Raw genomic sequence first — 26,506 nt, 5'->3', positions numbered from 1 at the left:
ACATCACAATTGGGAGGTTAAACCATGCGCTTCGAACGGATCGGCCGCGAGCCGGATTATTCACGCTACATGGACCTCAAGGAAGGCTGGCTCGACCGGCGGATCTTTTCCGACGCCGATATTTATGAGGAAGAGCTTTACCGGATCTTCGCCCGGTCGTGGCTGTTCGTCGCCCACGAAAGCCAGATCCCCAAGGCCGGAGATTTCCTGACCACCCATATGGGCGAAGACGCGGTGATCGTCGCGCGTCAGGCCGATGGTTCGATCCGGGTCATGCTCAATTCCTGCCCGCACCGCGGCAACAAGGTCTGCTTCGCCGATGCCGGCAACACTCGTCGGTTCGTCTGCAATTACCACGGCTGGGCCTTTGACACCGCAGGCGACCTCAAAGGCATGCACGAGGAATATTGCTACGACAATGGCGATATCGACTTCAAGAACCATGGCCTCAAGAACGTCGCCAAGGTCAGCAGCTACAAGGGCCTGGTGTTCGCCACCTTCAACGGCGATGCGCCGAGCCTGGAGGCATGGTTGGGCGATTTCCGCTGGTATCTCGACATGATCCTCGACAACGAGGAAGGCGGCACCGAATTCATTGGCGGCTGCATCAAATCGGTGATGAGCGCGAACTGGAAGTTCGGGGTCGAGAACTTCATCGGCGATGCTTACCACGCCGGCTGGACGCACGATTCCGGCTGCCGTTCGATGAACGATGGCATGCCCTTCCCGCCGATCGACATGGAATACTCCTATCATGCCAGCGTGAACGGTCACGGCTGGGAATTCGGCACCGAGGGCGTTGGCGATCTCGTCCTGCTCGGCCGTCCAAAGGTCATGGACTATTACAACAAGATCCGCCCCAAGATGGCTGAACGCCTGGGCGAGATGCGCTCCAAGATCTTCGGCTCGGTCGCCTCGGCCTCAATCTTCCCCAATGTCTCGTTCCTGCCCGGCATCTCCACCTTCCGCCAATGGCAGCCCAAGGGACCGATGCAGTTCGAATTGAAGACCTGGGTGATCGTCAACAAGAACATGCCTGATGACATCAAGGAAGAAGTCACCAAGGGCGTCATGCAGACCTTCGGCCCCGGTGGCACCTTCGAGATGGATGACGGGGAGAACTGGGAAAACTGCACCACCGTCAACCGCGGAGTCGTCACCAGGCACGAGCGCCTGCACTATCGCTGCGGCATCGGCCGCCAGATCGAACATGATACCCTGCCGGGCATCGTCTATCGCGGCCAGTACAACGACGCCAACCAGCGCGGCTTCTACCAGCGCTGGCTCGACATGATGACCCATGACGAGTTCGGTAAGATGCCGACACGCCCCGAACCGAGGCTTGGCAACGTGGCCGAAACCCGCGACCTGCCCGGCCTGTTCGCGCTCTGAGAGGAATCACAACCATGACCGACACCGCAACCCTCGAGCGCACACGCCAAGGCACTGCCGCATCGCTCGAACTGACCCACGCGCTGGCCCAGACGCTTTATCGCGAAGCGCGCCTGCTCGACACCGAGAACTATGCCGACTGGGCAGAGATGCTGGCGGAAGACCTGCATTACCACATGCCGGGAATCGAAACCCGCTACCGCCGGGACAAGACCGATCAGGTGACCGACCTGACCCGGATGGCCTATTACAACGACAGCAAGCCCGAAATCCTCAAGCGGCTTTCGCGGCTCGAGACCGGAACGGCCTGGTCGGAGGATCCGGCGACGCGCTGCACCCATATCATCACCAACGTCGAGGTGGAGCTTACCGAAAACGCCGACGAGTTCCGGGTCTATTCGGACTTCTATGCCTATCGCAATCGCAACGAACGCGACGAGGATTCGCTGATCGGCAACCGTATCGATATCTGGCGCCAGGTCGGCAACAGCTTTCAACTGGTCAAACGCCGTGCGATCCTCAAGCACAACGTGATGCTGAGCAAGAATCTGAATATCTACGTTTAGTCTATCCACGCTTATAAATAAAAATACATCAACAAGAGGGAGAATGACGCCAATGACAAACCAATCGTTCAATTTCCGGAAGGTCGTCCTGCGCACCAGCGCCTCGGCGATCGTCGGATCAATCGGGCTCGCACCGATGGCGGCGCATGCGCAGGACGCCGCAACAAGTGAGCCTCAGGCTGAGGAGCAACAGACCGGCGGCCTCGAAGAGATCATCGTGACTGCGCGCAAGCGGGCCGAGAACCTGCAGGAAACGCCGGTCGCGATCACCGCGTTGACCGGCGGAATGCTCGAGGAACGCCAGGTCACCAACGTGGCCGAAGTCGCAAAATTCGCGCCGAACGTAAACATCTCGCCGGTTGCCAACATCTCGGGTTCCAGCGCCACGATCACCTCGTTCATCCGCGGCGTGGGCCAGACCGATTTCAATATCACCGTCGACCCGGGCGTGGGCGTCTATGTCGATGGCGTCTATGTCGCCCGCTCGGTTGGCGCGCTGCTCGACATGGCCGACATTGCGAGCGTCCAGGTCCTGCGCGGGCCGCAGGGCACACTGTTCGGCAAGAACACCATCGGCGGCGCGATCGTCGTCAATTCGGTCGAACCGCAGTACGATTTCGACATGAAGCTCGAAGCGGCGACCGGCCGGTTCAACCGCGCCGATTTCAAGGGCATAATCAACGTGCCGCTGAGCGACACTCTCGCAATGCGCGCGGTTGCTTCCTATGAAACCCGCGACGGCTACCAGAAGCGTTTGTTCGACGGCGGCCGCCAGGGCAACAAGGACAGCTTCGGCGGACGCATTGCGTTCAAGTGGGAGCCGACCGACAAGCTGACCGTCAACCTGAGCGGGGATATCAATATCCGGCGCGAGGAACAAACGGCTATCTCATTGATCGAACTGCGAGACCAGCCGGTTCCGTTGCGTTTTGTGGAGATTCCCAACAGCGCCCCCCTGGGGGCACCAACCGCCAGATCGCCGCGCCCAGCTCGATGTATTTTTGGAACAAGATCCGCGTCACCGATGGCAGCTGCGGAGCACCTTGGGGCGGGTTTGGCGTTCCGGGTACCCTTGCGCCGACCGGCAACCCGGCCTGCGCCAGCACCCGCTGGATCACTGGCGACATCGACACCACCTGGGCTGGCGGCGTCAACCGGTCGGACTTCGATCTATGGGGCACCAACCTCACGCTCGATTACGATTTCGGCGATTTCAGCCTGAAGTCGATTTCGGCCTACCGCGACCAGACTTCGCACATGGAATACGATTTCGACGGCACTCCGCATACGATCCTGCGGATCGCGAGCGATATCGATGTGTGGCAGGCCTCGCAGGAACTGCAGTTTACCGGAAGCCTGATGGCTGGCCGGGTGAAGTTCGTTCTGGGCGGCTATTATCTCAAGGAAAAGGGCACTGACTACACCCCGATGGAATTCGGGTTTGCCCAGTTCTTTAGTGGCGGCGACATCGACAACGACAGCTATGCCTCATACCTGAAGGCCACCTTCAATTTGACCGACCGGTTCTCGATCACGCCGGGCATCCGCTACACTAACGAGACCAAGCGGTTCGACCCGTCTGTGCAGACGATCTTCAACGACCGCTCGCAACTCGATCCAGTGCTGGCATCGGTCTATCCGCAGGGCGCATTCGTCGCGTTCAGCCAGTGCCTCGTCGGACAGGCAAACCCGGCGGCCAACCTGTTCCCGTCAGGCCCGCTGGCCGGTTTCCCGCTACCGAACTGCACGCCTTCGGCGACCAACCCGGGCGGCAACCACACGATGCCGGCCATCGAGGTTTCGGCCAAGGCCAAGGAGTGGACCCCGGCGATCTCGGCGGACTACAAGATAACCGACAATTCGCTGATCTATGCGTCCTATTCGAAAGGCTTCAAGAACGGCGGGTTCAGCCAGCGCATCTTCCCGGCTGAAATCGCGACCCCCTCGTTCACGCCGGAATTCGTCGAATCCTACGAAATCGGCCTGAAGAACGAACTGTTCAACCGGCGCCTGCGCCTGAACATCGCGGCGTTCCTTTCCGATTACAGCGACATGCAGATCACTGTGAACGAAGGGATCGCTCCGAAGGTTCGCAACGCCGGTGCCGGCCGGATCAAGGGATTTGAGGTCGAGGGCGAAGCGGCTCCAATCGATCAGGTTCAGTTGACCTTTGGTGTAGGTTATCTGGATGCCTATTACACCGACATCGACTTATCAGCCGCCCCCGTCACCACGGATTCGAAATTTGCTTTCGTACCCAAATGGGCAGCTTCGGCAGCTATCAATGCGGATGTCTATGAAGGGCAAGCCGGCAAACTGACGCTTCGTGGTGACTGGTCGTATCAAAGCGACACCTTTAAGGATGCGGTAAATAGCCCGCAATTGTTTCAGCCAGCATATAGCGTGTTCGGCGCCAGTGCTTCGTTCACCGAGAAGAGCGATCACTTCACCGTGACTGGCGGCGTCACCAACTTGACCGATAAACGATACATCCAAGGCGGGTACGTCGATCTCGACATCGGCGGCGCCGCCACCGCAAGCTTCTCGCGTCCGCGCGAGTGGTTCCTGAAGCTCGCCTACAAATACTAAGACCCTATACCCGAGGGCGGCGCACCGCCGCCGCCCTCACCCTTGCCTCGACGGTCAAGGCCAGAGCAAAATAACTCGGGAGAAATCCGAAGGACGGACTACGCTATTTTCTCATCCCAGTCATGACCTTGGCGGGCGTTATCGGATTCATGCTCGGCGGTAGCTACGTCTGGCTGGGCGCGGCTACATTCCCGGTTCTAATGGCTCTGGACCTGCTGCTGCCGCCCGATCACAAAGTCCGCGCGAAGGGCGCCGCCATGCTCGGTGACATCGCGATGTACCTGCAACTGCCCCTGATGATCCTGCTCGTCTGGGCCTTTGCCCGATCGGTTGCGACCGCGATCAACCCGATCACCGGCGCCGACAATTCAAGCTGGCAACTGGCCGGATCGCTGCTCAGCCTGGGCTGGCTCTCGGCGGTGCCGACCCTGCCGGTAGCGCACGAGCTGATGCACCGCCGCCACTGGTTTCCACGCTATGTCGCCAAGTGTCTGAGTGCATTCTACGGCGACCCCAATCGCGATATCGCCCATATCGTCACCCACCACGTACATCTCGACACGGCAAAGGAAAGCGATACCCCTCGGCGCGGGCAGACCATCTACAGCTTCGTGTTCCAGGCGACCTGGGGTTCTTACAAGGACTCATGGGAGAAGACGGTCGAAATCCTCGGCAAGCTGGGCCATCCTCGGCTCGGTTGGCGGAATGTGATGTGGTTGTTTCCGCTGCTTTCGGGCGGCATTGTCGCCTATGTGGGTCTGACGGCGGGGCTTGCCGCTGCGTTGACTGCCATCGGTGCCATGCTTTTGGCAAAGATGTTCGTGGAAGGGTTCAATTATTTCCAGCACTATGGCCTGATCCGGGTCGAAGGGGCGCCGATCGAGCTCCATCACGCCTGGAACCATCTCGGAGCGATCGTCCGGCCGATCGGTGCGGAAATCACAAACCACATCAACCATCACCTTGACGGGCATATCCCCTTCTATGCGCTGAAGCCCGAACCGCAGGCACCGCAGATGCCCTCACTGTTCCTGTGCTTCGCCGCCGGACTGATCCCGCCGGTCTGGTTCCGCTTCATCGCGCAACCGCGCCTCAAGGACTGGGACGAATGTTTCGCCACCCCCGGCGAACGCAAGCTGGCGGATCAGGCCAACGCACAGGCTGGTTGGCCGCGCTGGCTGGCCAGCACTTGAACGCCAGGCCAATCGTCCACCCTCATTCGGGCGACAATCCGCAACTGCGGATTCCGCCCGCCCATTTCGGACAAACCCGACAATGTTTTCTTTCCTGCGCAAATCCAAGATGAACACCGTAACCGTGGAAGGATCGCCGACCACGCTAGACATACCGGCGGGCAAGACACTTCTTGAAGCGATGCTGGACGCGGGTTTGGCCATGCCGCACGATTGCAAGGTCGGCTCGTGCGGTACCTGCAAGTTCAAGCTCGTGTCTGGCAAGATCGGCGAATTGAGCCCGTCGGCCCTTGCACTTGAGGGCGACGAACTGCGCAGCGGCTTTCGCCTCGCCTGCCAGGCCATTCCGCGCTCGGATCTGACAATCGCGGTTGATGCGCCACTCTCGCAAGGGATCGCCATTGCTACATATCGCGGCACCATCGTCGCTGCACAACGGCTGTGCGAGGATATCATCGGGCTGACCATCGAACTGGATCGGCCACTGGCCTTCACTCCCGGACAATACGCTGATCTGACCGCTCCCGGCATCGAAGGTGCACGCAGTTATTCATTCGCCTTCGCGACGGTTGGCGGCCCCACCCAGCAACTGCATTTTCACATCCGGCACGTTCCGGGCGGCGCATTTACCGACTGGCTGTTCTGCACCGATCGCACCGGAATGGAGCTGAAGGTTGCCGCCCCCTATGGGCAATTCGCTCTCAAGGACAGCACTGCCCCCATTCTTTGCATCGCCGGGGGTAGTGGTCTAGCGCCGATTATCTCGATTCTGGAGCAGGCGCTTGACCGGGGCGCAGACCGGGCGGTGCACCTGCTGTACGGTGCGCGCCGTCAGTCCAATCTCTATGCCCTCGACAAAATTGCGGCCCTTCGTCAACGCTGGATGGCCCCTTTCGAATTCGTCCCGGCCTTGTCGGATGAAGAGCCAGACAGCGACTGGGCAGGGGCGCGTGGGCTGATCACCGAGCAGATTGCGGGCGTTGCAGATCTGGCGGCGCACGAAGCCTATCTGTGTGGCCCACCGGCGATGATCGACTTTGCCGAAGCGCAATTGCTCGCCGCCGGCATCTCACGTTCGGCCATTTCGGCTGACCGCTTTCTCGATCGCAGCAATCGCACGTAAAAAGGACGGGCGCTCGACGAAGCGAGCACCCGCCAAGGGTGGAGAGATCTAAGCCGCTTCAGCTTCCGGGGCGTTTGCCAATGCCGATTCCACCGTCGCTGAGCAAAACCGTTCCTGTCATGTAGGCCGAGTCCCGACGCGAGGCCAGCAAGGCATAGAGGCCGGAGTGATCATCCGGTTCGGCGATCCGCGCGAGCGGCGTCATCCCGGCAATCATCGCGTCGAGCCCTTCCATATCTTCCATGTGAACATCGGCTGTTCCGCCCACATGGGTACCGCCCAGCGGCGTTCGGGTGCCGCCTGGCGCCACGCCGTTGACCCTGACGTCGGGGGTTAGTTCCCAGGCGAGCTGGCGGATCAGGCCCAGCACGGCGTGCTTCGACGCCACATAGGGCGTACCGCCACCGCCGGTGTAGAAGCTTGAAGTCGAGGCAGTAAAGATGATGCTGCCCTTGGTCTTACGCAACTCCGGAATTGCGGCACGGGCACCAAGGAAGTAGCCTTTTACGTTGACGCCGAAGATCTCGTCCAGCGTTTCCGAGAGCTTTTCGGGTTCCATGTCCGCAAGCGGGGTCATAAAATCCCAGATCCCGACATTGCCGACGAACACGTCAAGCTTGCCGAACGCGGCCACGGTTGCGACGACCGCCTTTTCGTTGTCGACATAATTGCGGACATCGCCCTCAATCACGACTACTGCGTTGCCATGCCGCGTACGCACCAAGTCGGCCTGGGCGGCATCCCTGACCAGGACGCCAACCTTGGCGCCTTCTTCGATAAAGCGCGCGACGACCGCCTCACCGATCCCGGTGGCGCCGCCGGTTAGCAGCGCCACTTGTCCTTCAAGCCTTGCAGTCACATCGTTCCTCCCGAAGATCGCGGGTTCTCGATCACTGATCGAACATCCCGACGCGGCCTTCCTGAAGGTTGACCACCACCGACTTGGTCTGGGTGTAGTGATTCAGCACTTCATGGCTGAATTCACGCCCGAAGCCGCTCTGCTTGTAACCGCCCAGCGGCATGTTGGCCTTGAGGTTGTAGTAGCGGTTGATCCAGACCGTGCCGGTTTCAAGCTGGCGCGCGATCCGGTGGGCGCGGGCAAGATCCTTGGTCCACACGCCGCCGGCCAGGCCGTAGGTGGTGGCATTGGCCTGCTGCATCATGTCGGCTTCGTCGTTCCAGCTGATGACACTGGTCACCGGCCCGAAGATCTCCTCCTGCGCGATGCGCATTGTGTTCTTCACATTGGTGAACACCGTCGGCTTGATGAAGTTGCCACCCGCCAGATTTGCAGCATCGGCGCGGCTGCCGCCGGTCAAAACTTCGGCCCCTTCCTCGGTTGCGAGGCGCAGGTAGCTTTCTACCTTGTCGAACTGCATCTTCGACGCCTGGGCACCCAGCTGGGTTGCCATATCGAGGGGATCGCCCTGGCGGACGCCTTCAAGTGCGGTTTTGAACTTGGCCAGGAACTCGTCCTGGATCGACTGGTGCAGGAACAGGCGCGAACCGGCCAGACAGACCTCACCCTTGTTGAGCACGGTCGACATGGTAGCGCTTTCCACCGCCGCGTCGATATCGGCATCGCCGCAAACGATATGTGCAGACTTGCCGCCGAGTTCGAGCGTCTGCGGGATGATGTTGGCCGAGGCGTACTGGATGATCCGGCGCGCAGTCGCTACTGACCCGGTGAAGGCGACCTTGGCGACATCGGGGCTGGTGACCAGCGCCTCGCCCACATCCGCGCCATAGCCGGTGACGACGTTGATCACACCCGGCGGCAACAGATCAGCCATTTCCACGAAGAATTCAATCACCGAAAGGCAGACCGTTTCGGCCGGCTTCAGAACGACAGTGTTGCCCGAGGCCAGCGCGGGCGCGATCTTGCACGCCATCATCAACATCGGCACGTTCCATGGGATAATCTGCGCGCAGACGCCGAGCGGTTCGCGGTGGACGATGCCGATCGCGTCGGGATAATCGAGCGTCTGGCCATGCAGGCCATAAGCTGCACCAGCGAACAGTTCGAACTGGCCAATTGCCTGCGGCATATCGAAATACATCGATTCGCGCATCGGCTTGCCGTTGTTGAGAGTTTCGAGGGTGGCATAGTGCGAATGGCGTGCCTTCAGACGACGCGCAACCTCGATCAGGATTTCTTGGCGCTCGCCGGGCAGGCTCTGCGACCACTTGGGAAACGCCGCCTTAGCGGCGGCAATCGCGCGTTCGATATCCTTGGCGTTGCCGGCCTGAATCTTGGTCAGCACCTTGCCGGTCGAGGGATTGAGCAGATCGATGGTCTTGCCGCTGTCCCCGGCGATCCACTCGCCGCCGATATAGTGGCCGTACTCGGACTTGATCCCGTATTCGTTTTCTGCACTTTTCAACTGCGTAGCCATCACAATTCTCCCTTCAATTCATGAAACTTCGATCAGTAGGTTATCCAATGGGTAGAGCCGACAGGCGAGCGCATAGCCTTGGCGCAGGTCTGTCGCGGAAACTTTGGCGGCGCTCATCTTCCCTGTCCGGTACTTGCCTTCGACGACGCGAACTCGGCAAACTCCGCAACCACCACCGCGACATCCAATGCTTATGTGGTCAGCCCCTCTACGTTCCATCGCGGTCAGTACGGGTTCATCCCCCCGGCAAGGGAACTGTCCGCCACCGACCAATGTGATTTGATGTGAATCAGCTGTCATCCGACCAATCTTCTTCGACCTTGACTTGCTTCGCACCGGCGGCCTTGGCTGCAAGACTCTGCCCGCCTACCGCGAAATGGGCCGGCGCCATTTCACGCAGGATGACCCGAACCGATTCCCGCGGCGCTCCAATCGCGTCGATGGCCGCGTCGGTCAGCGCCTGGATCAGTCGTTCCTTGGCTTCGGGCGGACGCCCTTCGAGCAGGTTGACCTCAATGATCGGCATGTCAGTCTTCCACCTGGAACATGACCGCGCCGAGATTCTGCACTGTCGTCCGCACAGTCTGACCCGGTGCCAGGTTGGGCGCTGCGGTAATGCCCCCCGCCATGACGATGTCACCGGCGTTGATCTGTTCGCCCGATTCGGCAACCAGCCGGGCCGCAGCAACCAGCGAACGGATGGGGTGGCCAAGGATCGCCGCGGTCGACCCGACCTGTACCACTTCGCCATCGATTTCGAGGATCACGCCCAGATTCGAAAAATCGATCCGGGGATCGTGCCAGGATCCGATCACCAGCCCCGACGAGGAAGTGTTGTCGGCGATCACGTCTTCCAGCGCGAACTTGAAATTCTCGTATCGGCTGTCGATGATCTCCATTGCAGGGGCGATCGCCTCGACCGCCGCCAGTGCTGCGGCGGCCGTCACCTTGCCGACCAGAGGTGCCTTCATCAGGAAAGCCACTTCGGGTTCAACCCGGGGATGGACGTAGCGAGCGCGCGACATGGCCGAGCCCTCCTCGATCAGCATGGCATCGGTCAGCCGCCCCCAAGCCACCTCATCGACACCGACCTGCTGCATCTTGGCCCGGCTGGTCAGCCCCATCTTCACGCCGATGCGTCGCTCGCCGCGCGACAGGCGTCGATCGACCGAGAGCTTCTGCACCTGGTACGCCTCGGTAACGGAGAACTCCGTATCTACAGGCGTGATCTGCGGCGTAGCATTCGCCTCGCGAGCAGCGGTGTCGAGGGTTTCGGCGTAGCGTGCAAGCCTGTCCATCTCAGTTCGCCTTGGCTTTGATCAGATCAAGTGCAACGTCGATGATCATGTCTTCCTGGCCTCCGACCATCCGGCGGTTGCCCAATTCGACGAGGATCTCGCGGGTATCGATTCCGTACTGTTCCGCTGCCTTTTCCGCATGGCGCAGGAAGCTTGAATAGACGCCTGCATAGCCCAGGCTGAGCGTCTCGCGATCGACCCTCACCGGACGGTCCTGAAGCGGGCGTATGATGTCGTCCGCCGCGTCCATCAGCGCCATCACGTCGCAGCCGTGCTTCCAGCCCTTGCGGTTGGCCGCGGCGATGAACACCTCGAGCGGCGCGTTGCCGGCGCCCGCGCCCATCCCGGCAAGGCTGGCGTCGATCCGCACCGCGCCGGCCTGAGCGGCGACGATCGAGTTGGCCACGCCCAGCGACAGGTTGTGGTGCGCGTGGATGCCGCGTTGAGTTTCAGGTTTGAGCACCCGGTCATAGGCTTGGAGACGTGCAATCACGCCATCCATGTCGAGCGCCCCGCCGCTGTCGGTGACATAGACGCAATGCGCGCCATAGCTTTCCATCAGCAGCGCCTGCTGGGCGAGCGCCTCGGGCTCGATCATGTGGCTCATCATCAGGAAGCCCGATACGTCCATGCCCAGATCGCGCGCGATGCCGATGTGCTGCTTGCCGACGTCGGCCTCGGTGCAGTGGGTCGCGACCCTGACCGAGCGCACTCCCATCGAATAGGCCCGCTTGAGTTCTTCGGCGGTGCCGATACCGGGCACCAGAAGCGTTGTCAGCACCGCGTTCTTGATTACGTCGGCGGCAGCCTCGATCCAGTCCCAGTCGGTATGGGCGCCAAATCCGTAATTGAAGGTCGAACCGTTCAGGCCATCGCCGTGCGAGACCTCGATCGCATCCACCCCTGCCTCGTCAAGCGCCTTAGCGATCGTGCGGACGCTGTCGGTGCCATACATATGCAGGATGGCGTGCATCCCGTCGCGCAAGGTCACGTCCTGGATGTAGAGCCGATCAGATGTTGGATCAAAGGTCATGCTGCAGTCTTTTCCATATGAGTCTTGGCCAGGCTCTCGCCTGCCGCCTTGGCGGCAGCGGTCATGATGTCGAGGTTGCCGGAATAGTTGGGCAGATAATCGCCCGCGCCCTCGACCTCGAGGAACACGCTGGTCTTGAGTCCTTCGAATTCACCGTAGCCGGGGATATTGAGCGGCCGGTTCGAACCGAAGCGTTCGAACTGTACTTCCTGCTTGAGCCGGTAGCCCGGCACGTACGACTGCACCCTTGCAATCATAGCCAGGACCGAATCGCGCACCTTGTCCTCATCGACCATTTCCGACAGCGTGAAGATCGTATCACGCATGATCATCGGCGGTTCGGCGGGATTAAGGATGATCACAGCCCGGCCCTTGGCCGCGCCGCCGACAGTTTCGATCGCCCGCGCCGTTGTGCGGGTGAACTCATCAATGTTGGCACGGGTGCCGGGACCGGCGGAGCGCGACGAAACCGACGCGACGATTTCGGCGTAGTGCACCTTGGCGACCTGCGAGACCGCCGCGACGATCGGGATCGTCGCCTGCCCGCCACAGGTCACCATGTTGATGTTGCGCACCGCGGCATCGACCGCCGGGTTGACCGGGGGAATGGTCGCCGGGCCGATCGCGGCCGGGGTAAGGTCGACCATCAGCTTGCCGTCACGGGCGAGGATTTCGTCGTGCGCCTTGTGCGCATAGGCCGAGGTCGCATCGAAGGCGATGCCGATATCGGCATATTGCGGCATCCGGCACAGGCCCTCGATTCCTTCGTGGGTCGTCGGGACGCCGCGTTCGCTGGCCATCGCCAGCCCTTCGGAGGCCGGATCGATCCCGACAACCGCCGCTAGCTCCAGTGTATCCGAACCCTTGAGCAGCTTGATCATCAGGTCGGTCCCGATATTGCCGGAGCCGATAATTGCGCACTTCATCTTGGCCATTTGACCAGCCTCCAATTTGAATTCAGTCAGCGGCGAACGCGGCGCGGACCGTTCCGAGTCCGTTGATCCGGGCTTCGACCACATCGCCGCGTGCAACCCCGGCCATCGGCCCGAGCGCGCCCGACAGGATTACATCGCCTTCGAGTAACGGACGCCCCGCTTTGGCCATCACCCGCGCCAGCCACAGCGAGGCGGTGATCGGGCTGCCCAGACAGGCGATCCCGGCACCGACCGAAATCGGCTCACCCTTGGCTTCCATGACCATGCCGCAGCTGCGCAGATCGAGCCCGTCGAGCTTGCGCGGCACCGCGCCGAGCACGAACAGCCCGCTCGAGGCATTATCGGCGATCGTGTCCCAGATCTTGATGTCCCAGTTTGCGACGCGGCTGTCCACGATCTCGATTGCCGGAACGACATATTCGACCGCGCGAATCATTTCGGCGGTCGTCATGTCGGGGTGGGGCAAATCCCGCCCAACGACGATCGCAATCTCGGCCTCAACCTTGGGCTGGATCACCTGGTCGAGCGACACCGGGATGCCTTCCGGCACGTCCATGTCAGCGAACAGCATCCCATAGTCGGGCTGATCCACCCCAAGCTGGCGCTGGACCGCGATCGAGGTCAACCCGATCTTGCGGCCGACCAGGCGCCGTCCATTGGCGAGGTAGTGCTTGGTGTTGGCTTCCTGCACGGCATAGGCGGCTTCGACGCCACCAGCCGAAATCAGGTCGCGGATCGGGCTGACAGGCTTCCCCGTTTCGGCCGCGCCGCGCAGGGCCAAGGCCGCTTGTTCGATAGTCTTGGAGTCAATTGTCATCGTCTTACAGCTTCACGCAAATGTTGGTGATCTCGGTGTAGAATTCGAGGCTGTGCACCCCGCCTTCCCGGCCGATGCCGGAATGGCCGGACCCGCCGAAAGCCGTGCGCAGATCGCGCAGGAACCAGGAATTGACCCAGCACACCCCCACGTCCATCGCCGCCGCCACGCGGTGTCCGCGGGACATGTTTTCGGTCCAGATCGAGGCGCACAGGCCGTAAACCGTATCGTTTGCAAGTGCGATCACCTCGTCCTCGCTGTCGAACGGCACGATACCGCAGCACGGTCCGAAGATTTCCTCGCGCATCACGGTATCGCCGTGGGCGACGTCGATCCACAGCGTCGGTTCCACGAAGAAGCCACCGGCTTCCGCACCCGAGATTTCGGGAACGCCGCCGCCGGTGACCACGGTGGCCCCGTCCTCGACCGCACGGCGATAGTAACCCAGCACTTTCTCGCGGTGCTCGGCGCTGATCAGCGGGCCGAGATAGGCGCGATCACCGGTCACGCCCGGCTTGAAGCCCTGCGCCGCCGCCGCCATCCGCGCCACGAAGGCGTCGAAGATCGGTCGTTCGACATAGACCCGCTCGGTTCCGAGGCAGACCTGCCCCGTGTTCAGGAAGACCGAGCGCGACAGACCCTCGACCGCCTTGTCGAGGTCGGCATCGGCGAACACAATCGCCGGGTTCTTGCCACCGAGTTCGAACGAAATGTCGCGAACGCCGATCGCGGCCTTCTGCATGATCGCCTGTCCGGTGCCGGTCTCGCCGGTGAAGGTGATGGCATCGACATCGGGGTTGGACGTGAGGAATTCGCCGGCCGAACCCGGACCGAATCCGTGGACGACGTTGTAGACACCCTTGGGCATGCCCACCGCGTTCATTACTTCGCCCAGCAGGGCAGCGGTCCGAGGCGTTTCCTCGGACGGCTTGACCACCACGGTATTGCCGCAGGCCAGCGCCGGGCCAACCTTCCAGGTCATCAGCAGCAGCGGGAAGTTCCACGGGCAGACCACCGCGACCACACCCTTGGGCTTGCGCACGGTATAGTTGAGCGCCTGGCCGCCATCGGGGGTCGATGTGTTGAAGCTTTCGCCCGGCATTGTCGAGACGACATCCGCGAACATGCGGAAGTTGGCGGCCCCGCGCGGAATGTCGATGTGCGAGGCAACGTGGCGCGGCTTGCCGGTGTCGGCCACTTCGGCAGCCAGGAAATCATCCGCTCGGCGTTCGATCTCGGTCGCCACGGCGGCGATCAGCTTGACCCGCTCGGCCGTGGTCATCTTGCCCCATGGCCCGGTAAGCGCTGCCTTGGCCGCAGCCACGGCGTCTGCGACGTCGGCCTGGCTTGCTTCGTGGACAAGCCCGATCTGCGAACCGGTGGCCGGATTGACGTTGGGAAACGACTTACCCTCGCTACCTTTGCGATAGGAACCGTCAATGAAGTTCAGGATAGTTTCGGTGACCGGTGAGGAGGAAGTTGAGGTCATTGGAGCATAATACCTAAGTTGGCCGGAGGCCATGGTGCGTCAGAATTGCCTTGCGCCGATCGCAGCGAGACCGGCGTTGGCGTATTCGACGTCCATCGCTTCGCTCCCGCCGGAAACACCGATCGCACCGACGAATACACCGGCGATTTCGATCGGCAGGCCGCCGCCGAACATTGCTAATCCCGGCTGCGCGACGATTCCGTCGCGCAGGGCCGGATTGCCGGAAACCATCGCATAGAGATCCGGCGTCGGGACGCGGAAGCTGGCGGCGCTGTAAGCTTTATCTTGCGCGATCTTTGCGGATGGCGAAGGGGAGCCGCTGGCGCGGACGAACGCGACCAGATCTCCCCCGGCACCGACCACCGCGGCAACGACCGGACAGCCCGCCGCCGCACCCGTAGCGACGGCGGCAGCCGCTGCCTTGAGCGCCAGTTCGTGGCCTACCGTCCGGACCGAAACCACCCCGTCCATGATCAGGTGTTCACCTGCATGAAGCGGTCGTTGAGCGCCTTCTCGTAGTAGAAGATCGCCTTGCCGGCGCTCTCTGCCTGCCACATGCGCTGCGGATTGTCGGGATAATAGATGTAACCGCCGCTGAAGGTTTCGTTGCGATTGCCCGAGGGATCGAAGAAATAGATCGTCTGGCCGCGGGTGATCCCGTGACGCGTCGGCCCGATATCGAGCGAAATGTCGTAGCGGCTGATAATGTCGGCTGCGTGACCGACGTCGTGCCACGATTCCAGATTGAACGACGTATGGTGGATCTTGCCGTCTTCGGGATAGTGGAGGAAGGCGACGTCATGCGCCTTGTTGCTGCAGCTCAAGAAAATGCCTAGGCGGGTGCCGCTGCCCTCATCGACCAATTCCTCGGTCACCGAGAAATCGAGCGCATCGACAAAGATCTTCGCCGAGGCGGCAATGTCCACGCCGTTCAGCGCGCAGTGATCGAAGCGGGTAGCGCGCATCCCGCGTGGCTCAACCACCCAAACATCCGGGTTCTTGGTCGCCGGACCGGTGGCCGAAAGTTCCATTTCGGCGTAAAGTTCGAACACATGCTGTGTGGGCGTATTGAACCTGATCTTGCGGCCAACCCCTGGATCTTCGCCAGCCGGGACCACATCGACATGCACACCGAAATCGAGCAGGCGTTCCGCGAAGTGATCGAGATCTGAATCCTTGGCGACCTTGAAGCCCATGACGTCCATGCCGGGATGATCGGCCTCGCGCAGGATGATGCTATGACGATCGAACTCGTCGAAGGCCTGGAAGAAAGCGCGGTCGCCGTCACGGCTGACAAGATTCAGGCCGATGCGATCCCGATAATGGGAAATGGCTTCGTCCAGGTCGAGAACCCTGAGCTGCACGTAACCAGGACGAATGACACCTGTTAGAGCCATGACGTTTACTCCTCTCCGATCAGGCCTTGAGGCCACTTTTAAAGAACTCTGCGACAGTCCGATTGAAACTCGCCATCCGCTCGATCTGGACCCAGTGGCCACATTCGGCAAAAAGGTGGAGGTCGGCCCGCTTCAACAACGTGGCGAGGCGCACGGTCGAATCCAGCGGGATTACCTGATCGGCAATACCGTGCAAAATCAGGGTTTCGTGCTCAATCGCGGCGATGTCTTCTTCGCGGCTGGCGAGCATCGCCACGTTGGCCTGGCGGTCGGCGCCGCCGAACGTTGCATGATAGGGTTCATGTGCTTCGGGCCGGGCGCTGGCGACATAGCGCGACTGAATCAGATCCTCGGTCAGGCGGCTGTGATCCCAGGCAAGGTACTTGAGCGATTCGCGCATCGCTTCGACCGAGGGTTCATAGCCCCAGACCTTGTCGAGCGCAGGGGTAATCGGAAAGTTGAGCCCTGCAGGTCCCATGAGAACGGCGCGCTCGACCCGATCGGGGTGGGCAATCATGAACGCCAGTGTGATCCCGCCACCGAAAGAATTGCCGACGATCGAAACCTTGTCGATTCCCAGCCCGTCGAGAAAGCCGGCGAGCTGATCGACCCAGACCTGCTTGTCCTCGATCCGGCCCTTGCTGTCCGAATAGCCGAAGCCGAACATGTCGGGCGCGATGACCCGGAAATCCTCGGCGAGGATCGGCATATTCAGCCGCCAGTTGGCCCAGGCTGTCACACCGGGGCCCGATCCGTGGACCAGCAGCACCGGGTCGCCTTCGCCGACGTCGTGGTAATTGGTCGAGCTTCCGCCGACAACCAGCGACTTGCCAATTTCCGGACGGGTCGTGTCCAAAGTCGCGTCTGCCATTCTACCCTCCGATCCTTTCCCGCCTCGATGATTTTGCATTCGGCTGGACCTGAACGCCGAATCGCCGTCTCTGTCGCCAGCAGCCTCATCCATTGCACTATTTGAAACGCATTTGCAAATGAAGAACGACGTGGGCGACGGCAATCGCCGCCGCCCCGCGCTCTTCGATCAGATGAGACCTTCAGCCTTGAGTGCCGCCCCAACCGCAGGCCGCTGCGCAATCCGACCGCAATAGGCGCCCAGCGCGGGATAGGCGCTCATGTCGATCCCGACATGGGCAGGCCAGCCCAGCATCACGAACAGGTAGATGTCGGCCACGCTAAAATCGGCGCCCACATAGTGCTCTTTGCCGGCAAGATCCTTATCGAGCGCGGTCAAGTGATTCTTGACTGCGGTCGTAGCGGCTGCCTTGGCTTCATCGCTGGTGCCGGGCGTAAACAGGGGCACGAAGGCCTTGTGAAACTCCGAACCCAGGAAGCTCAGCCGGCTGAGCAGGCGGTACCGGTCCATGGTGCCGTCGCGCGGCGCCAGGCCGGCTTCCGGCTTCTGGTCGGCGATGTAAAGCAGGATCGCGGGATTTTCGGTCAGGGTTTCGCCGCTGTCGAGGGTCAGCGCCGGAACCTTGCCCGACGGGTTGACCGTCAGGAAATCGTCTCCGGTCTCGACCTTGCGGGTCGCCAGATCGACCTTCACCGCATCGAAAGTGGCGCCGGTTTCGCGCAGGGCGATATGCGGAGCGAGCGAACAGGCACCAGGGCTAATGAACAGCTTCATGGATAGTCTCCTTCTGGGGAAAACAGGAAATTGGGGATTGGCTCAGATCGGGGTCGCCAACAGCGTGGCGATGCGCAGCGTGTCATAGATGCAGGTCCGGCTTTTCAGTCGAACGGTTCCACCGCTAAGATCGAACCGATCGACATATTTGCCGGCATTGTAGATGCGCGTTTCACCATCATTACGGGTCTGGAAGACGACATAGCTGGCTTCAGCCGAAACCTCGTCGCCTTCCACGCCGGTGATTACCGCACGCCCAATCAGGTGCCGGTTGAAATGTTCGGGGAAGACGTTTGCCTTGCGCAGCGCGACCACCCGATCGACCAGCATCGCCCTGCTGTCGCAATACATCACCGCCGCTGGCAAGCCGTTATCGACATTCTCTCGCGCGATCACCTGGTAGAGGCAATCATCCACGAACAGGTTGGGCCATTGCTCGAGCCGGTCATCATCAAGGCAAAGCCCGTAAGCCGCGTTGAAATCGTCGATCGCACTTTGCGCGACTTGCGCTACTTCGGCTGCAGCGCTCATGCCCGGCCCTCCGCTGCGAGATCGGCCAGGGCATTGCCCATCAGCCCGAGATAGCCCTTCCAGAACCCCCGCACCGAATTTTCATCCATGCCCATCGGCGCGTAATACTGGCGCACGTCGTCGCCGCCCATTTCGACGAAGCTGCGTTTGCCTTCGGCGCCGATCGTCCCCTGCTGGCACAGCTCCACCGCTTCTCCGTCTTCCATCGAGATCAGCCCGGATGGCCCAACCAAATTAAGGTTGCGCAGCCGGTGGCGGGTCGTTTCCTCGTCGTCGTCGGCATAACCGAAATAGGTCCAGACCAGCTCGGTCCTGTCGGTCCCGTGGGGCACGATCTGCCTGGTGGCGAGCGTGTTCTGGATCTGCTGGACAACGACAGACGGGAAGATCGACTGGATGTGCAGTCCGACATCATCAGCGATCTCCGGGCGGAATGCCAGCAGGCGCTCGTCCTGCAACTTGGCCTCACCCTGCATCTCGCGGTTGGCCTCGTCACCGAACGAGCCGTAGTCGACATCGCCCTTGGGCTTCGACACCGTGAACACGTTGTGGAAGCCTTCTTCCGAAAGCTCGCCTGCACTTTCCTGGCTCTGACGGTATATGCCGAAGGTCGGATAGAACAGGTGAAGCAGTGCCCCGTGGTAGCTGTCACGACTGTTTTCCGAATAGAGCTTCCAGTTGCCGGCCATGAACTGCCGCGCATAACCCAGCACCTTCACCGGGCGCTGGAAGACGCGAGAAATATACTTGCGCATCACCGGACCGAGAAAGTCTTCAAGCGGGGCAATGGCCGGACTGAATGTGCCGAACACCATGCCTGCAAAGGATTCCACTCGCAGCCTTTCCAGCGAATGCTCGGCTGGATCGAAATCGGCCTGGTACCCGCCCACGCCTTTCATCCCCCGCCGGAACGGCACGCCGACAAGCGCACCGGTCGCGTCGTAGGCCCACTGGTGATAGACGCATACGAACGCCCCGTCGGCCTGATTACCGCGCAGCGAGCGGCACACGGTTGCGCCCTTGTGGGCGCAGCGATTTACCCAGGCATGGATGGTGCCATCGGTTGCCCGCGTCACCACCACCGGAGTATTGCCGACATGGGTCGAACGGAAATCGCCGCTGTTGGCCAGCTCGGCTTCGAGGCCGAGGTAGCACCAGGTCTGTCCGCGAAAGATGTTTTCCTGTTCGGCAGTGAAGATCGCCTGGCTGTGATAGACTGCGTAATCGACCGCATTCGGCTCCGACCCCGCAGCGACAGGCATGGTTTTGGCGTTCATGTTCTTTCCTCCTAAGCTTGTTCGAAACCGCGGCCCGAAGCGAGTCGTCCGCAAATGCGCATCGCGCTCAGCATCATCGCGGCATCGGCTCTGCCGGTACCGACGATGTCGTAGGCGGTGCCATGGGCCACCGACATGTGCAGGTACGGCGGCCCCATGATGATCACGCTGTTGCCCGAAAAGCCCCAGGTCTTGACAGCGATGTGGCCCTGATCGTGGAACATCGCGAGGACCATGTCGTAACGGCCCTCGATGCACTGGCGGAAGACCGAATCGGGCGCGATCGGCCCTTCGACATCGATGCCCCTGGCCCGCGCCGCTTCGACCCCGGGTGCGATCTCAAGGCGATCCTCGTCACCCATGGCATGTGGGTTGAGGCCGGCAACCGCGATCCGCGGGCGGGCGATGCCCCACGATCGCATGGCTTCGTGCAATTGCCCCACCGCCGTGGCGACGAGATCGGCTGAAATGACGTCGATCACCTGGCGCAGCGACATGTGGTCGGTGAGATGCGCAACCCTGAGCGGCCCGGTCAGCAGCACCAGATAGCTTTCGCCCGGGGTCGGGCTGATGACCCTGTCGAGCTTCTTGGCCAGTTTAAGCGAACCAGTGCTGATCGGCCCCATGATCGTGGCGGCGAAAGAACCGTCGCGGGCCAACGCGTCGAGCTCATCCAGCCATTGCGCGGTGGCGTGCCCGGCGGCCTCGGTGTCCTCGCCCAGGGGCAGAACGCCATCGGGCAGCGCGCCGGTATCGATAACGTCGATGATCGCGGGATCGTCGCTGGGTTTTTCGAAGCTGCGCATCACCCGCAGCCGTGCCTTGATGCCAGTGAAATCGAGCGCCCGCTCTACCGCCGCAGCAGACCCGACCAGCACGGGGATCGAATCCGCGTGGACGGCACCGTCGGCCAGCGCCCTGACCGCCACTTCCGGTCCGATCCCGGCGGGATCGCCGATCATCGTCCCGACGACGGGGCGCACCCGCTCAGAGGCTGTAGACATCGGCTATTTCTTGGAACAGGTCGGTGACGACAACCGTCTTCTTGCGGCGGATCACGAACGTATCATCCCGAGATTCGAGGTCATAGAAGGCCCACCCGCTGAGAGTGGCGACTTTTCCTTCCAGCACCGAAACCGTGGTCCAAGACGTCCGCGCATGCACCTGGCCATCGCTCTCCTCAGCAGACAGCAGGGAGAACTGGTGAACCGTGCGTGGCTGCGGCGTGCTCGCCGCCGAGCGCCGGGTCCTGATCCGAAACACCCGATCCTCAAGCCCGCCCCGGTTGGGATAGTAGATCAGCGAGACTTCGTTCTGCGGATCCGCAGTCGGCCGTTCGTGATCGTCCCAGGCTGGAACCCAGTATTCCGCATCTTCGTGATAGAGCGCCAGCCAGGCATCCCAGTCCTTGTCGTCAAGCGCCATGGCTTCCTGACCGATGAAGCGGGAAACCGCCAGCCAGCGCGAATGGAATGCGGTCATCATGCCTTCTCCAGCGAACGCTCAAGGAAGGCGGCAAGCTCGCTGCACTCGCTGTCGATGGCCTTTTCCATGAGCGTGAGCCACTCGTCATGGATCGCCACATAGAGGCCTTCGTCGGCAACCGCCGGGCTGCTCAGCACCACATTTAAATCGAGCGGCTCGCCGAACTTGCCCGGGCCGGTGTCCCAGCGCGTCGAACCGCGCGACATCTCGTTGTAGCGGCCTTCGCCGGCGCCAAAGCCGGTCTGGCAGTTGTTGAATTCGGTCAGGTCGTCCGGGGTCGCCATGCCGGTCGAATTGAAGAAATCCTCATACTGACGCAGCCGCAGGGCCCGCGCCTCGGCGCTTTCGCCGACCGGGGCGATGCACACCGTGCTGACTTCGGTCTCATCCACCGCCAGCGGCTGGATGATGCGGATCTGCGTGCTGGTCTGGTCCATCAGGAAGACGTTGGGAAACAGCTGCAGGTTGCGGATGCGCTTGTTCATCCACTTGGCCTTTTCGGCGCCGTAGGACTCTTCGAGCCAGTCGAGGATCTCGAAATTGGGGCGATCCATGTAGTTGGCATAGTCGGCCCACAACACAGTGTGTCCGTTGTGGAACGAGAACGACCCGCCATCGCGCGCGGTGAAGCCGTCGAAGCTAATCGCCTTGGTTTCGTTCTTCGAAACGCCTTCGACGCGGCGCTGAACCGTCATGAAGTAGTTGGCGTGCGTGGTCATGACGTGATAACCGTCGAGCCCGTTCTCGACCTGCATCTTCCAGTTGCCGTGATAGCGGTAGCGGTTGGTTCCGGGCAAAACTTCCATTGCGCCGGACTTCGACTGGTCCACCAAGATATCGATGAAATCCCGCGCGCCGGCGAGGTGATCGACCAGCGGGACGACATCGGCGGAGAGGCTGCCAAAAATGAAGCCACGGTAGCTTTCCACCCGGGCGACCGGCTGAAGCCCGAAATCAGCGCGATTGAATGCCTCCGGATAGCCCCCGATGCTCTCATCGGTGACGTCCAACAGGTCGCCCCCGGACGAGAACGTCCAACCATGGAACGGGCACATGTGGTTGCGCTTGTTCCCGGCCCGCTCGCGGCAAATGCGCGCGCCACGGTGCGAACACGCATTGACGAAGGCTCGGACCTCTCCCGTCTTGTCACGGGTGACCAGGATAGGAACGCGCCCGATCTTGGTCGTGATGAAATCGTTAGGTTTAGCGATCTGGCTCTCATGCGCCAGATAGACCCAGTTGCGCTCGAAGATGTACTTCATCTCGAGCTCAAACAGCGCAGCTTCGGTGAAAGCGGCGCGGTCCAGCTGGAAGATCCCGCGCTCGTGATCCTTCTTGAGCCAAGCGCGCATGCGCTCTTTCAAGCCCTGCAAGTCGGCAATCCTGCCGCCGATTTTCTCAGTGAGTTCCATCAATCCTCTCCCGTTCTGTGCGTCGGGTACCCCATACCTCCGCGAATCAACCGCAGATCGCACAAGGCTACTACCGCATCCCATCATTTCGTGCAACGTATTGCACAATGAAAAACGTTCTGGTAGGTGATTGTGCAGAAACTGGTAGGTGATTACGCAGAATTGGCTGAAACTGGCGGCTCGAATCGAAGCAAGGCGGCCAGAAAATCGCAACCAGAAAAACGCAAAATGTCCCCGCTTTGGGGTGAATTGGGAGAATTTGAACTATGTCGGTCGTCACCGAACTCGGCTATCTTGGTCTTACCGTTTCCGATCTCGCTGCCTGGCGCGCTTACGCCGCCGAAGTCGCCGGCATGGAAGTCGTCGATGAAGGCGAAGGGGACCGGCTCTATCTGCGGATGGACCTTTGGCATCACCGCATCGTCCTGCACGCTGATGGCAGCGATGACCTGGCCTACATGGGCTGGCGCGTGGCCGGGCCGCAGGAATTCGCCGCGATGCAGGAAAAGCTGAGCGCGGCGAAAATCCCCTTCACCGTGGGCACCGAAGCCGAGGCGCGCGAACGCCGGGTTCTCGGGCTGCTCAAGCTGGCCGATCCGGGCGGCAACCCGACCGAGATTTTCTTCGGCCCCCAGGTCGATACGCACAAGCCGTTTCATCCCGGACGCCCGATGTTCGGCAAGTTCCTGACCGGCTCGCAAGGGATCGGGCACTGCATCCTGCGCCAGGACGATGTCGAGGCGGCGGCCCAGTTCTATGAACTGCTCGGCCTGCGCGGGTCGGTTGAATACCTTCTCCACCTGCCCAACGGCATGGTCGCCCAGCCCTATTTCATGCACTGCAACGAGCGCCAGCACTCGGTAGCCTTCGGCCTCGGACCGATGGAAAAGCGCATCAACCACCTGATGTTCGAATACACCGATCTCGACGATCTCGGGATGGCCCATGACATTGTGCGTGAGAAGAAGATCGACGTCGCGCTCCAGCTGGGCAAGCACGCCAACGACCAGGCCTTGACTTTTTACTGCGCTAACCCGTCGGGTTGGCTGTGGGAATTTGGCTGGGGTGCGCGCCAGGCGCCGAGCCAGCAGGAATACTACACCCGCGACATCTTCGGGCACGGGAACGAGGCAGCCGGATACGGGATGGACATTCCGCTGCTCTGACAATCTCAATTTGAATCAGTTCTTGACAGGGAAACAGATCGACCATGTCGAAAAACTTACGCCTTTGTGAAGTCGCCGACGTGAAGGACGGTGAGCCGGTCGCGGCCTTCGCCGAAGGGATGCCTGCGCTCGCTGTATACAATGTCGATGGCGAGATCTTCGTTACCGACAATCTCTGCACCCACGGCAATGCCATGCTTACCGACGGGTACCAGGACGGCGATGTCATCGAATGTCCGTTTCACGGCGGCTCGTTCGACATCAAGACGGGGGCGGCCAATGCCTTTCCCTGCCAGGTGGCGATCGTCTCATATCCGGTCGAAATCGAGGATGGCTGGGTCTGCATCACGAAGCCCGAAGGGGCGGCATGATGGGCCTTCCCACCCTTGAGCAGATGCAGTTACAGCATGCCGCTGCGCAGGTCAATGCGCTTCACGCGGAACTGATCGATGACGACCGGTTGGAAGAATGGCCCGACCTGTTCGAGGAAAATTGTCGATACAGTGTGATCTCTGCGGAGAACCACAATCGTTCGCTGAATCTGGCCGCGGTGTTCTGCGACAGCCGCGGCATGCTGGTCGATCGCATCGTGTCTTTGCGCCGCGCCAACATTTTTCCCGCGCACAGCTACCGGCATATTCTCGGTCCGACCCGCGTGAAGTCGACGAGCGGGCAGATCGTCACCGCACAGACCAACTATGTGGTCCTGATGACGCGCAACGACGGTCAGACGTCGATCTACAATTCCGGAAAATATGTCGATGAAATCGACGTTTCCGGGGCTGCCCCGCGCTTCCTTTCCAAGACCGCGATCTTCGACACCCACCTCATCGATACGATGATGGTCCGCCCGATCTAGCTGCAAAGTTGAAAGCACCCAATTATGTCCATTCGCCAGCAAACAGACGCCTTCGATCAAGCCCCGTCCACTGCAGGATGCCGGGTTCCGTACCGCGTTTTCACCGATCGCCAGTACTACGATCGCGAACAGGAGAACATTTTCAAGGGTAACTGCTGGTCCTTCGTCGGACTTGAGGCTGAAGTTCCGCAGGCGGGTGATTTCAAATCGACCTTCGTGGGCGAAACACCGGTGATCCTCACGCGCGACAGCGACGGCTCGTTGCATGTCGTGGTCAATCGCTGCGCCCATCGCGGTGCCCTGGTCTGCCGCGAAATGCGCGGCAACCGCGCAAGCCTGGAATGCGTCTACCACCAATGGGCCTACGATCTGAAGGGGAACCTGATCGGGGTTCCCTTCCGCCGCGGCCTTAAGGGACAGGGCGGGATGCCGGGCGATTTCGACATGTCCCAGCACAATCTTCGCCAGCTGCGCACCGAAACCGTTGGCGGTCTGGTGTTTGCCTCTTTCTCCGAAACTGTCGAATCCTGCCGCGATTTCCTCGGTCCGATCGTGGTTGAGCAGATCGAGCGGATCATGTGCAAGCCGATCACCGTGCTGGGCGACCAGCGCCAGCGGATACGCGGGAACTGGAAGCTCTACGCCGAGAACACCCGCGATCCCTACCACGCCAGCCTGCTGCACCTGTTCCACAACACGTTTGGTCTCTATCGCTCGACCCAGACAGGTGAGGCATTGATGGATGCCAACAAACGCCACTCGCTGCTCTATTCGATCGCGGCCAGCAACGACGATGCCGCCGACAAGCAGGCCTATGGCGATGCGCGCACCTTCGACACCGAATTCAAGCTGCAGGACATGTCGCTGCTGAAAGGTCGGCAGGAGTTCGCGGATAACGTCACGCTGGTGATCCTTGCGGTCTACCCCAATCTGGTCCTTCAGCAGATCCAGAACACGCTCGCGGTGCGCCAGACGGTGACCTACGGGCCGGATGAATTCGAGCTCGTCTGGACCCATTTCGGCTACCAGGACGACGATGCGGAAATGCAGGCCATCCGGCTCAAGCAAGCCAACCTGATCGGCCCCGCCGGGCTCATTTCGATGGAAGACGGCGAAGCGGTGGAAATTGTCCAGGACGCCATCGTCGGCGAGGCAAGCGCGACGTCCTACATCGCGATGGGTGGCGGCCGAGCGGAGGATGCCGACCATCTCGTCACCGAGGGCGCGATCATCGGCTTCTGGGACAACTATCGGGAGATGGTCGGATTCGACCTTGAGCCCGCATGACCCGCACGATCGACTTCTACTTCGATTTCATCAGCCCGTTCAGCTACCTTGCGCAGCTCAAGCTGCCGGAAATCGCCCGGGCGGCGGGGTGCGAGGTCGACTACTGGCCGATCGACATACCCGAAGCCAAGATTGCCGCCGGCAACTATGGACCCTCGAACCGCGAGGTCCTGCCCAAGATCAAGGTGATGAAAGCCGATCTCGAACGTTGGGCCGAGCGCTATGGCGTGCCCCTCAACTTTCCGGCCAGCTTCGACTGCGCACACTGGAATTGCGCGGTCCTGTACGCCCGAAAGCACGGCAGGGCTGAACAGTTCGTGACCGACGCGTATCGCCGGATCTGGGGCCAGGGCATCGATCCGCGTGACCGCGGCGAACTCGCCGCTTGCGCGACAGCGGCAGGCCTCGATGCCGATGCGCTGCTGGCATTCGTCGATTCTCCGATCGGACAGAACGAATATCGCAAGGCCCGGAGCCAGGCGATCCAGCGCGGCGTGTTCGGTGCCCCAATGATGTTTGTCGACGACCAGATTTTCTGGGGAAATGACAGGTTGGATTTTCTTTCTGAATACTTGAACCAATAGGAATAATTTCAAAGTTAGTAAAACTTGGGAGG

At 61.2% G+C, this 26,506-nt stretch carries 29 protein-coding genes; 11 read left to right on the top strand and 18 right to left on the bottom strand.

All coding sequences use genetic code 11. The features are described from left to right. Window positions 1–24 precede the first annotated feature (24 nt). The 6 genes from LOZ77_RS01635 (at window position 25) to LOZ77_RS01610 (ending at window position 6,863) form a co-directional block, all read left to right on the top strand. Window positions 25–1,392, top strand: a complete 1,368-nt coding sequence (locus tag LOZ77_RS01635; protein ID WP_066762544.1) for an aromatic ring-hydroxylating dioxygenase subunit alpha — start codon at window positions 25–27, stop codon at window positions 1,390–1,392. Window positions 1,393–1,406: 14 nt separating this feature from the next. Then, entirely contained in the window at window positions 1,407–1,958 is a 552-nt protein-coding gene (locus LOZ77_RS01630) for a 3-phenylpropionate/cinnamic acid dioxygenase subunit beta (protein WP_066762541.1), read from the top strand. Between the two features lie 52 nt (window positions 1,959–2,010). Further along, entirely contained in the window at window positions 2,011–3,180 is a 1,170-nt protein-coding gene (locus tag LOZ77_RS01625) for a TonB-dependent receptor (RefSeq protein ID WP_230280499.1), read from the top strand. Next, on the top strand, window positions 3,072–4,547 hold the full coding sequence (locus LOZ77_RS01620; protein ID WP_230281949.1) for a TonB-dependent receptor: 1,476 nt from the start codon (window positions 3,072–3,074) through the stop codon (window positions 4,545–4,547). The genes LOZ77_RS01625 and LOZ77_RS01620 overlap by 109 nt, the downstream gene beginning before the upstream one ends. 122 nt (window positions 4,548–4,669) lie before the next feature. Further along, a complete protein-coding gene (locus LOZ77_RS01615; protein WP_230280498.1) occupies window positions 4,670–5,740 on the top strand; it encodes an alkane 1-monooxygenase in 1,071 nt (356 codons plus the stop codon). A 109-nt stretch (window positions 5,741–5,849) separates the two neighbouring features. Further along, entirely contained in the window at window positions 5,850–6,863 is a 1,014-nt protein-coding gene (locus LOZ77_RS01610; RefSeq protein WP_230280497.1) for a 2Fe-2S iron-sulfur cluster-binding protein, read from the top strand. 58 nt (window positions 6,864–6,921) lie between these two features. Here the strand turns inward: LOZ77_RS01610 and hcaB are convergent, their stop codons facing one another. The 18 genes from hcaB to LOZ77_RS01520 form a co-directional block, all read right to left on the bottom strand. Further along, window positions 6,922–7,722: a 3-(cis-5,6-dihydroxycyclohexa-1,3-dien-1-yl)propanoate dehydrogenase gene (gene hcaB, locus LOZ77_RS01605; protein ID WP_188823272.1), complete on the bottom strand. Its 801-nt coding sequence runs from the start codon at window positions 7,720–7,722 to the stop codon at window positions 6,922–6,924. A 31-nt stretch (window positions 7,723–7,753) separates the two neighbouring features. Continuing rightward, window positions 7,754–9,259, bottom strand: coding sequence for an aldehyde dehydrogenase (locus tag LOZ77_RS01600; protein ID WP_230280496.1), 1,506 nt, complete (start codon window positions 9,257–9,259; stop codon window positions 7,754–7,756). An 18-nt stretch (window positions 9,260–9,277) separates the two neighbouring features. Then, window positions 9,278–9,559 carry a 2Fe-2S iron-sulfur cluster-binding protein gene (locus tag LOZ77_RS01595; protein ID WP_255671148.1) on the bottom strand — a complete coding sequence of 94 codons (282 nt, stop codon included), beginning with the start codon at window positions 9,557–9,559 and terminating at the stop codon, window positions 9,278–9,280. Further along, on the bottom strand, window positions 9,549–9,785 hold the full coding sequence (locus LOZ77_RS01590; protein WP_066762519.1) for a 2-hydroxymuconate tautomerase: 237 nt from the start codon (window positions 9,783–9,785) through the stop codon (window positions 9,549–9,551). The genes LOZ77_RS01595 and LOZ77_RS01590 overlap by 11 nt, the downstream gene beginning before the upstream one ends. Window position 9,786: 1 nt before the next feature. Next, window positions 9,787–10,557: a 2-keto-4-pentenoate hydratase gene (locus LOZ77_RS01585; RefSeq protein WP_066762516.1), complete on the bottom strand. Its 771-nt coding sequence runs from the start codon at window positions 10,555–10,557 to the stop codon at window positions 9,787–9,789. A 1-nt stretch (window position 10,558) separates the two neighbouring features. Beyond that, entirely contained in the window at window positions 10,559–11,590 is a 1,032-nt protein-coding gene (gene dmpG, locus LOZ77_RS01580) for a 4-hydroxy-2-oxovalerate aldolase (RefSeq protein WP_010891015.1), read from the bottom strand. Then, window positions 11,587–12,525 carry an acetaldehyde dehydrogenase (acetylating) gene (locus LOZ77_RS01575; protein ID WP_066762514.1) on the bottom strand — a complete coding sequence of 313 codons (939 nt, stop codon included), beginning with the start codon at window positions 12,523–12,525 and terminating at the stop codon, window positions 11,587–11,589. Before LOZ77_RS01575 ends, dmpG begins: the two co-directional genes overlap by 4 nt. Before the next feature lie 22 nt (window positions 12,526–12,547). After that, window positions 12,548–13,342, bottom strand: coding sequence for a fumarylacetoacetate hydrolase family protein (locus tag LOZ77_RS01570; RefSeq protein ID WP_010891017.1), 795 nt, complete (start codon window positions 13,340–13,342; stop codon window positions 12,548–12,550). A gap of 4 nt (window positions 13,343–13,346) precedes the next feature. Continuing rightward, window positions 13,347–14,831 (bottom strand): 2-hydroxymuconic semialdehyde dehydrogenase, encoded by a 1,485-nt coding sequence (locus LOZ77_RS01565; protein ID WP_066762512.1) that lies wholly within the window; start codon window positions 14,829–14,831, stop codon window positions 13,347–13,349. A 39-nt stretch (window positions 14,832–14,870) separates the two neighbouring features. After that, the gene (locus tag LOZ77_RS01560; protein ID WP_010891019.1) at window positions 14,871–15,302 is read right to left on the bottom strand and encodes a heme-binding protein; all 432 of its coding nucleotides are present in this window, start codon (window positions 15,300–15,302) and stop codon (window positions 14,871–14,873) included. 2 nt (window positions 15,303–15,304) lie between these two features. Continuing rightward, window positions 15,305–16,228, bottom strand: a complete 924-nt coding sequence (locus tag LOZ77_RS01555) for a catechol 2,3-dioxygenase (protein WP_066762511.1) — start codon at window positions 16,226–16,228, stop codon at window positions 15,305–15,307. A gap of 19 nt (window positions 16,229–16,247) precedes the next feature. After that, window positions 16,248–17,099, bottom strand: a complete 852-nt coding sequence (locus tag LOZ77_RS01550; protein WP_066762510.1) for an alpha/beta fold hydrolase — start codon at window positions 17,097–17,099, stop codon at window positions 16,248–16,250. 168 nt (window positions 17,100–17,267) lie between these two features. Beyond that, window positions 17,268–17,873, bottom strand: a complete 606-nt coding sequence (gene gstA / locus LOZ77_RS01545; protein ID WP_066762507.1) for a glutathione transferase GstA — start codon at window positions 17,871–17,873, stop codon at window positions 17,268–17,270. A gap of 42 nt (window positions 17,874–17,915) precedes the next feature. Continuing rightward, window positions 17,916–18,404, bottom strand: coding sequence for an aromatic-ring-hydroxylating dioxygenase subunit beta (locus LOZ77_RS01540; protein WP_230280494.1), 489 nt, complete (start codon window positions 18,402–18,404; stop codon window positions 17,916–17,918). Continuing rightward, window positions 18,401–19,681: an aromatic ring-hydroxylating dioxygenase subunit alpha gene (locus LOZ77_RS01535; RefSeq protein WP_066762497.1), complete on the bottom strand. Its 1,281-nt coding sequence runs from the start codon at window positions 19,679–19,681 to the stop codon at window positions 18,401–18,403. Before LOZ77_RS01535 ends, LOZ77_RS01540 begins: the two co-directional genes overlap by 4 nt. Before the next feature lie 11 nt (window positions 19,682–19,692). Then, on the bottom strand, window positions 19,693–20,685 hold the full coding sequence (locus LOZ77_RS01530; protein WP_098108435.1) for a PdxA family protein: 993 nt from the start codon (window positions 20,683–20,685) through the stop codon (window positions 19,693–19,695). Beyond that, window positions 20,669–21,166, bottom strand: a complete 498-nt coding sequence (locus LOZ77_RS01525) for an aromatic-ring-hydroxylating dioxygenase subunit beta (protein WP_230280493.1) — start codon at window positions 21,164–21,166, stop codon at window positions 20,669–20,671. The genes LOZ77_RS01530 and LOZ77_RS01525 overlap by 17 nt, the downstream gene beginning before the upstream one ends. Then, complete coding sequence (locus LOZ77_RS01520) at window positions 21,163–22,578, bottom strand: Rieske 2Fe-2S domain-containing protein (RefSeq protein WP_098108434.1); 1,416 nt, start codon at window positions 22,576–22,578, stop codon at window positions 21,163–21,165. Before LOZ77_RS01520 ends, LOZ77_RS01525 begins: the two co-directional genes overlap by 4 nt. A gap of 266 nt (window positions 22,579–22,844) precedes the next feature. Here LOZ77_RS01520 and bphC point away from each other — a divergent pair, with 266 nt between their 5' ends. Genes bphC through LOZ77_RS01495 form a run of 5 tightly spaced genes read left to right on the top strand, consistent with a single transcriptional unit; the run spans window position 22,845 to window position 26,474 of the window. Then, window positions 22,845–23,744, top strand: a complete 900-nt coding sequence (gene bphC / locus LOZ77_RS01515; RefSeq protein ID WP_066762492.1) for a biphenyl-2,3-diol 1,2-dioxygenase — start codon at window positions 22,845–22,847, stop codon at window positions 23,742–23,744. Window positions 23,745–23,788: 44 nt separating this feature from the next. Beyond that, a complete protein-coding gene (locus LOZ77_RS01510) occupies window positions 23,789–24,115 on the top strand; it encodes a non-heme iron oxygenase ferredoxin subunit (protein WP_066762489.1) in 327 nt (108 codons plus the stop codon). Further along, the gene (locus LOZ77_RS01505; protein WP_098108433.1) at window positions 24,112–24,603 is read left to right on the top strand and encodes an aromatic-ring-hydroxylating dioxygenase subunit beta; all 492 of its coding nucleotides are present in this window, start codon (window positions 24,112–24,114) and stop codon (window positions 24,601–24,603) included. Before LOZ77_RS01510 ends, LOZ77_RS01505 begins: the two co-directional genes overlap by 4 nt. A 24-nt stretch (window positions 24,604–24,627) precedes the next feature. After that, the gene (locus tag LOZ77_RS01500) at window positions 24,628–25,890 is read left to right on the top strand and encodes a Rieske 2Fe-2S domain-containing protein (RefSeq protein ID WP_179406821.1); all 1,263 of its coding nucleotides are present in this window, start codon (window positions 24,628–24,630) and stop codon (window positions 25,888–25,890) included. Further along, window positions 25,887–26,474, top strand: coding sequence for a 2-hydroxychromene-2-carboxylate isomerase (locus LOZ77_RS01495; protein ID WP_230280492.1), 588 nt, complete (start codon window positions 25,887–25,889; stop codon window positions 26,472–26,474). The genes LOZ77_RS01500 and LOZ77_RS01495 overlap by 4 nt, the downstream gene beginning before the upstream one ends. The last annotated feature ends 32 nt before the right edge of the window (window positions 26,475–26,506 follow it).

This window comes from Croceicoccus sp. Ery15 (genome assembly GCF_020985305.1).
Classification (GTDB): domain Bacteria; phylum Pseudomonadota; class Alphaproteobacteria; order Sphingomonadales; family Sphingomonadaceae; genus Croceicoccus.
This window is presented reverse-complemented; position numbering and strand designations above follow the sequence as displayed.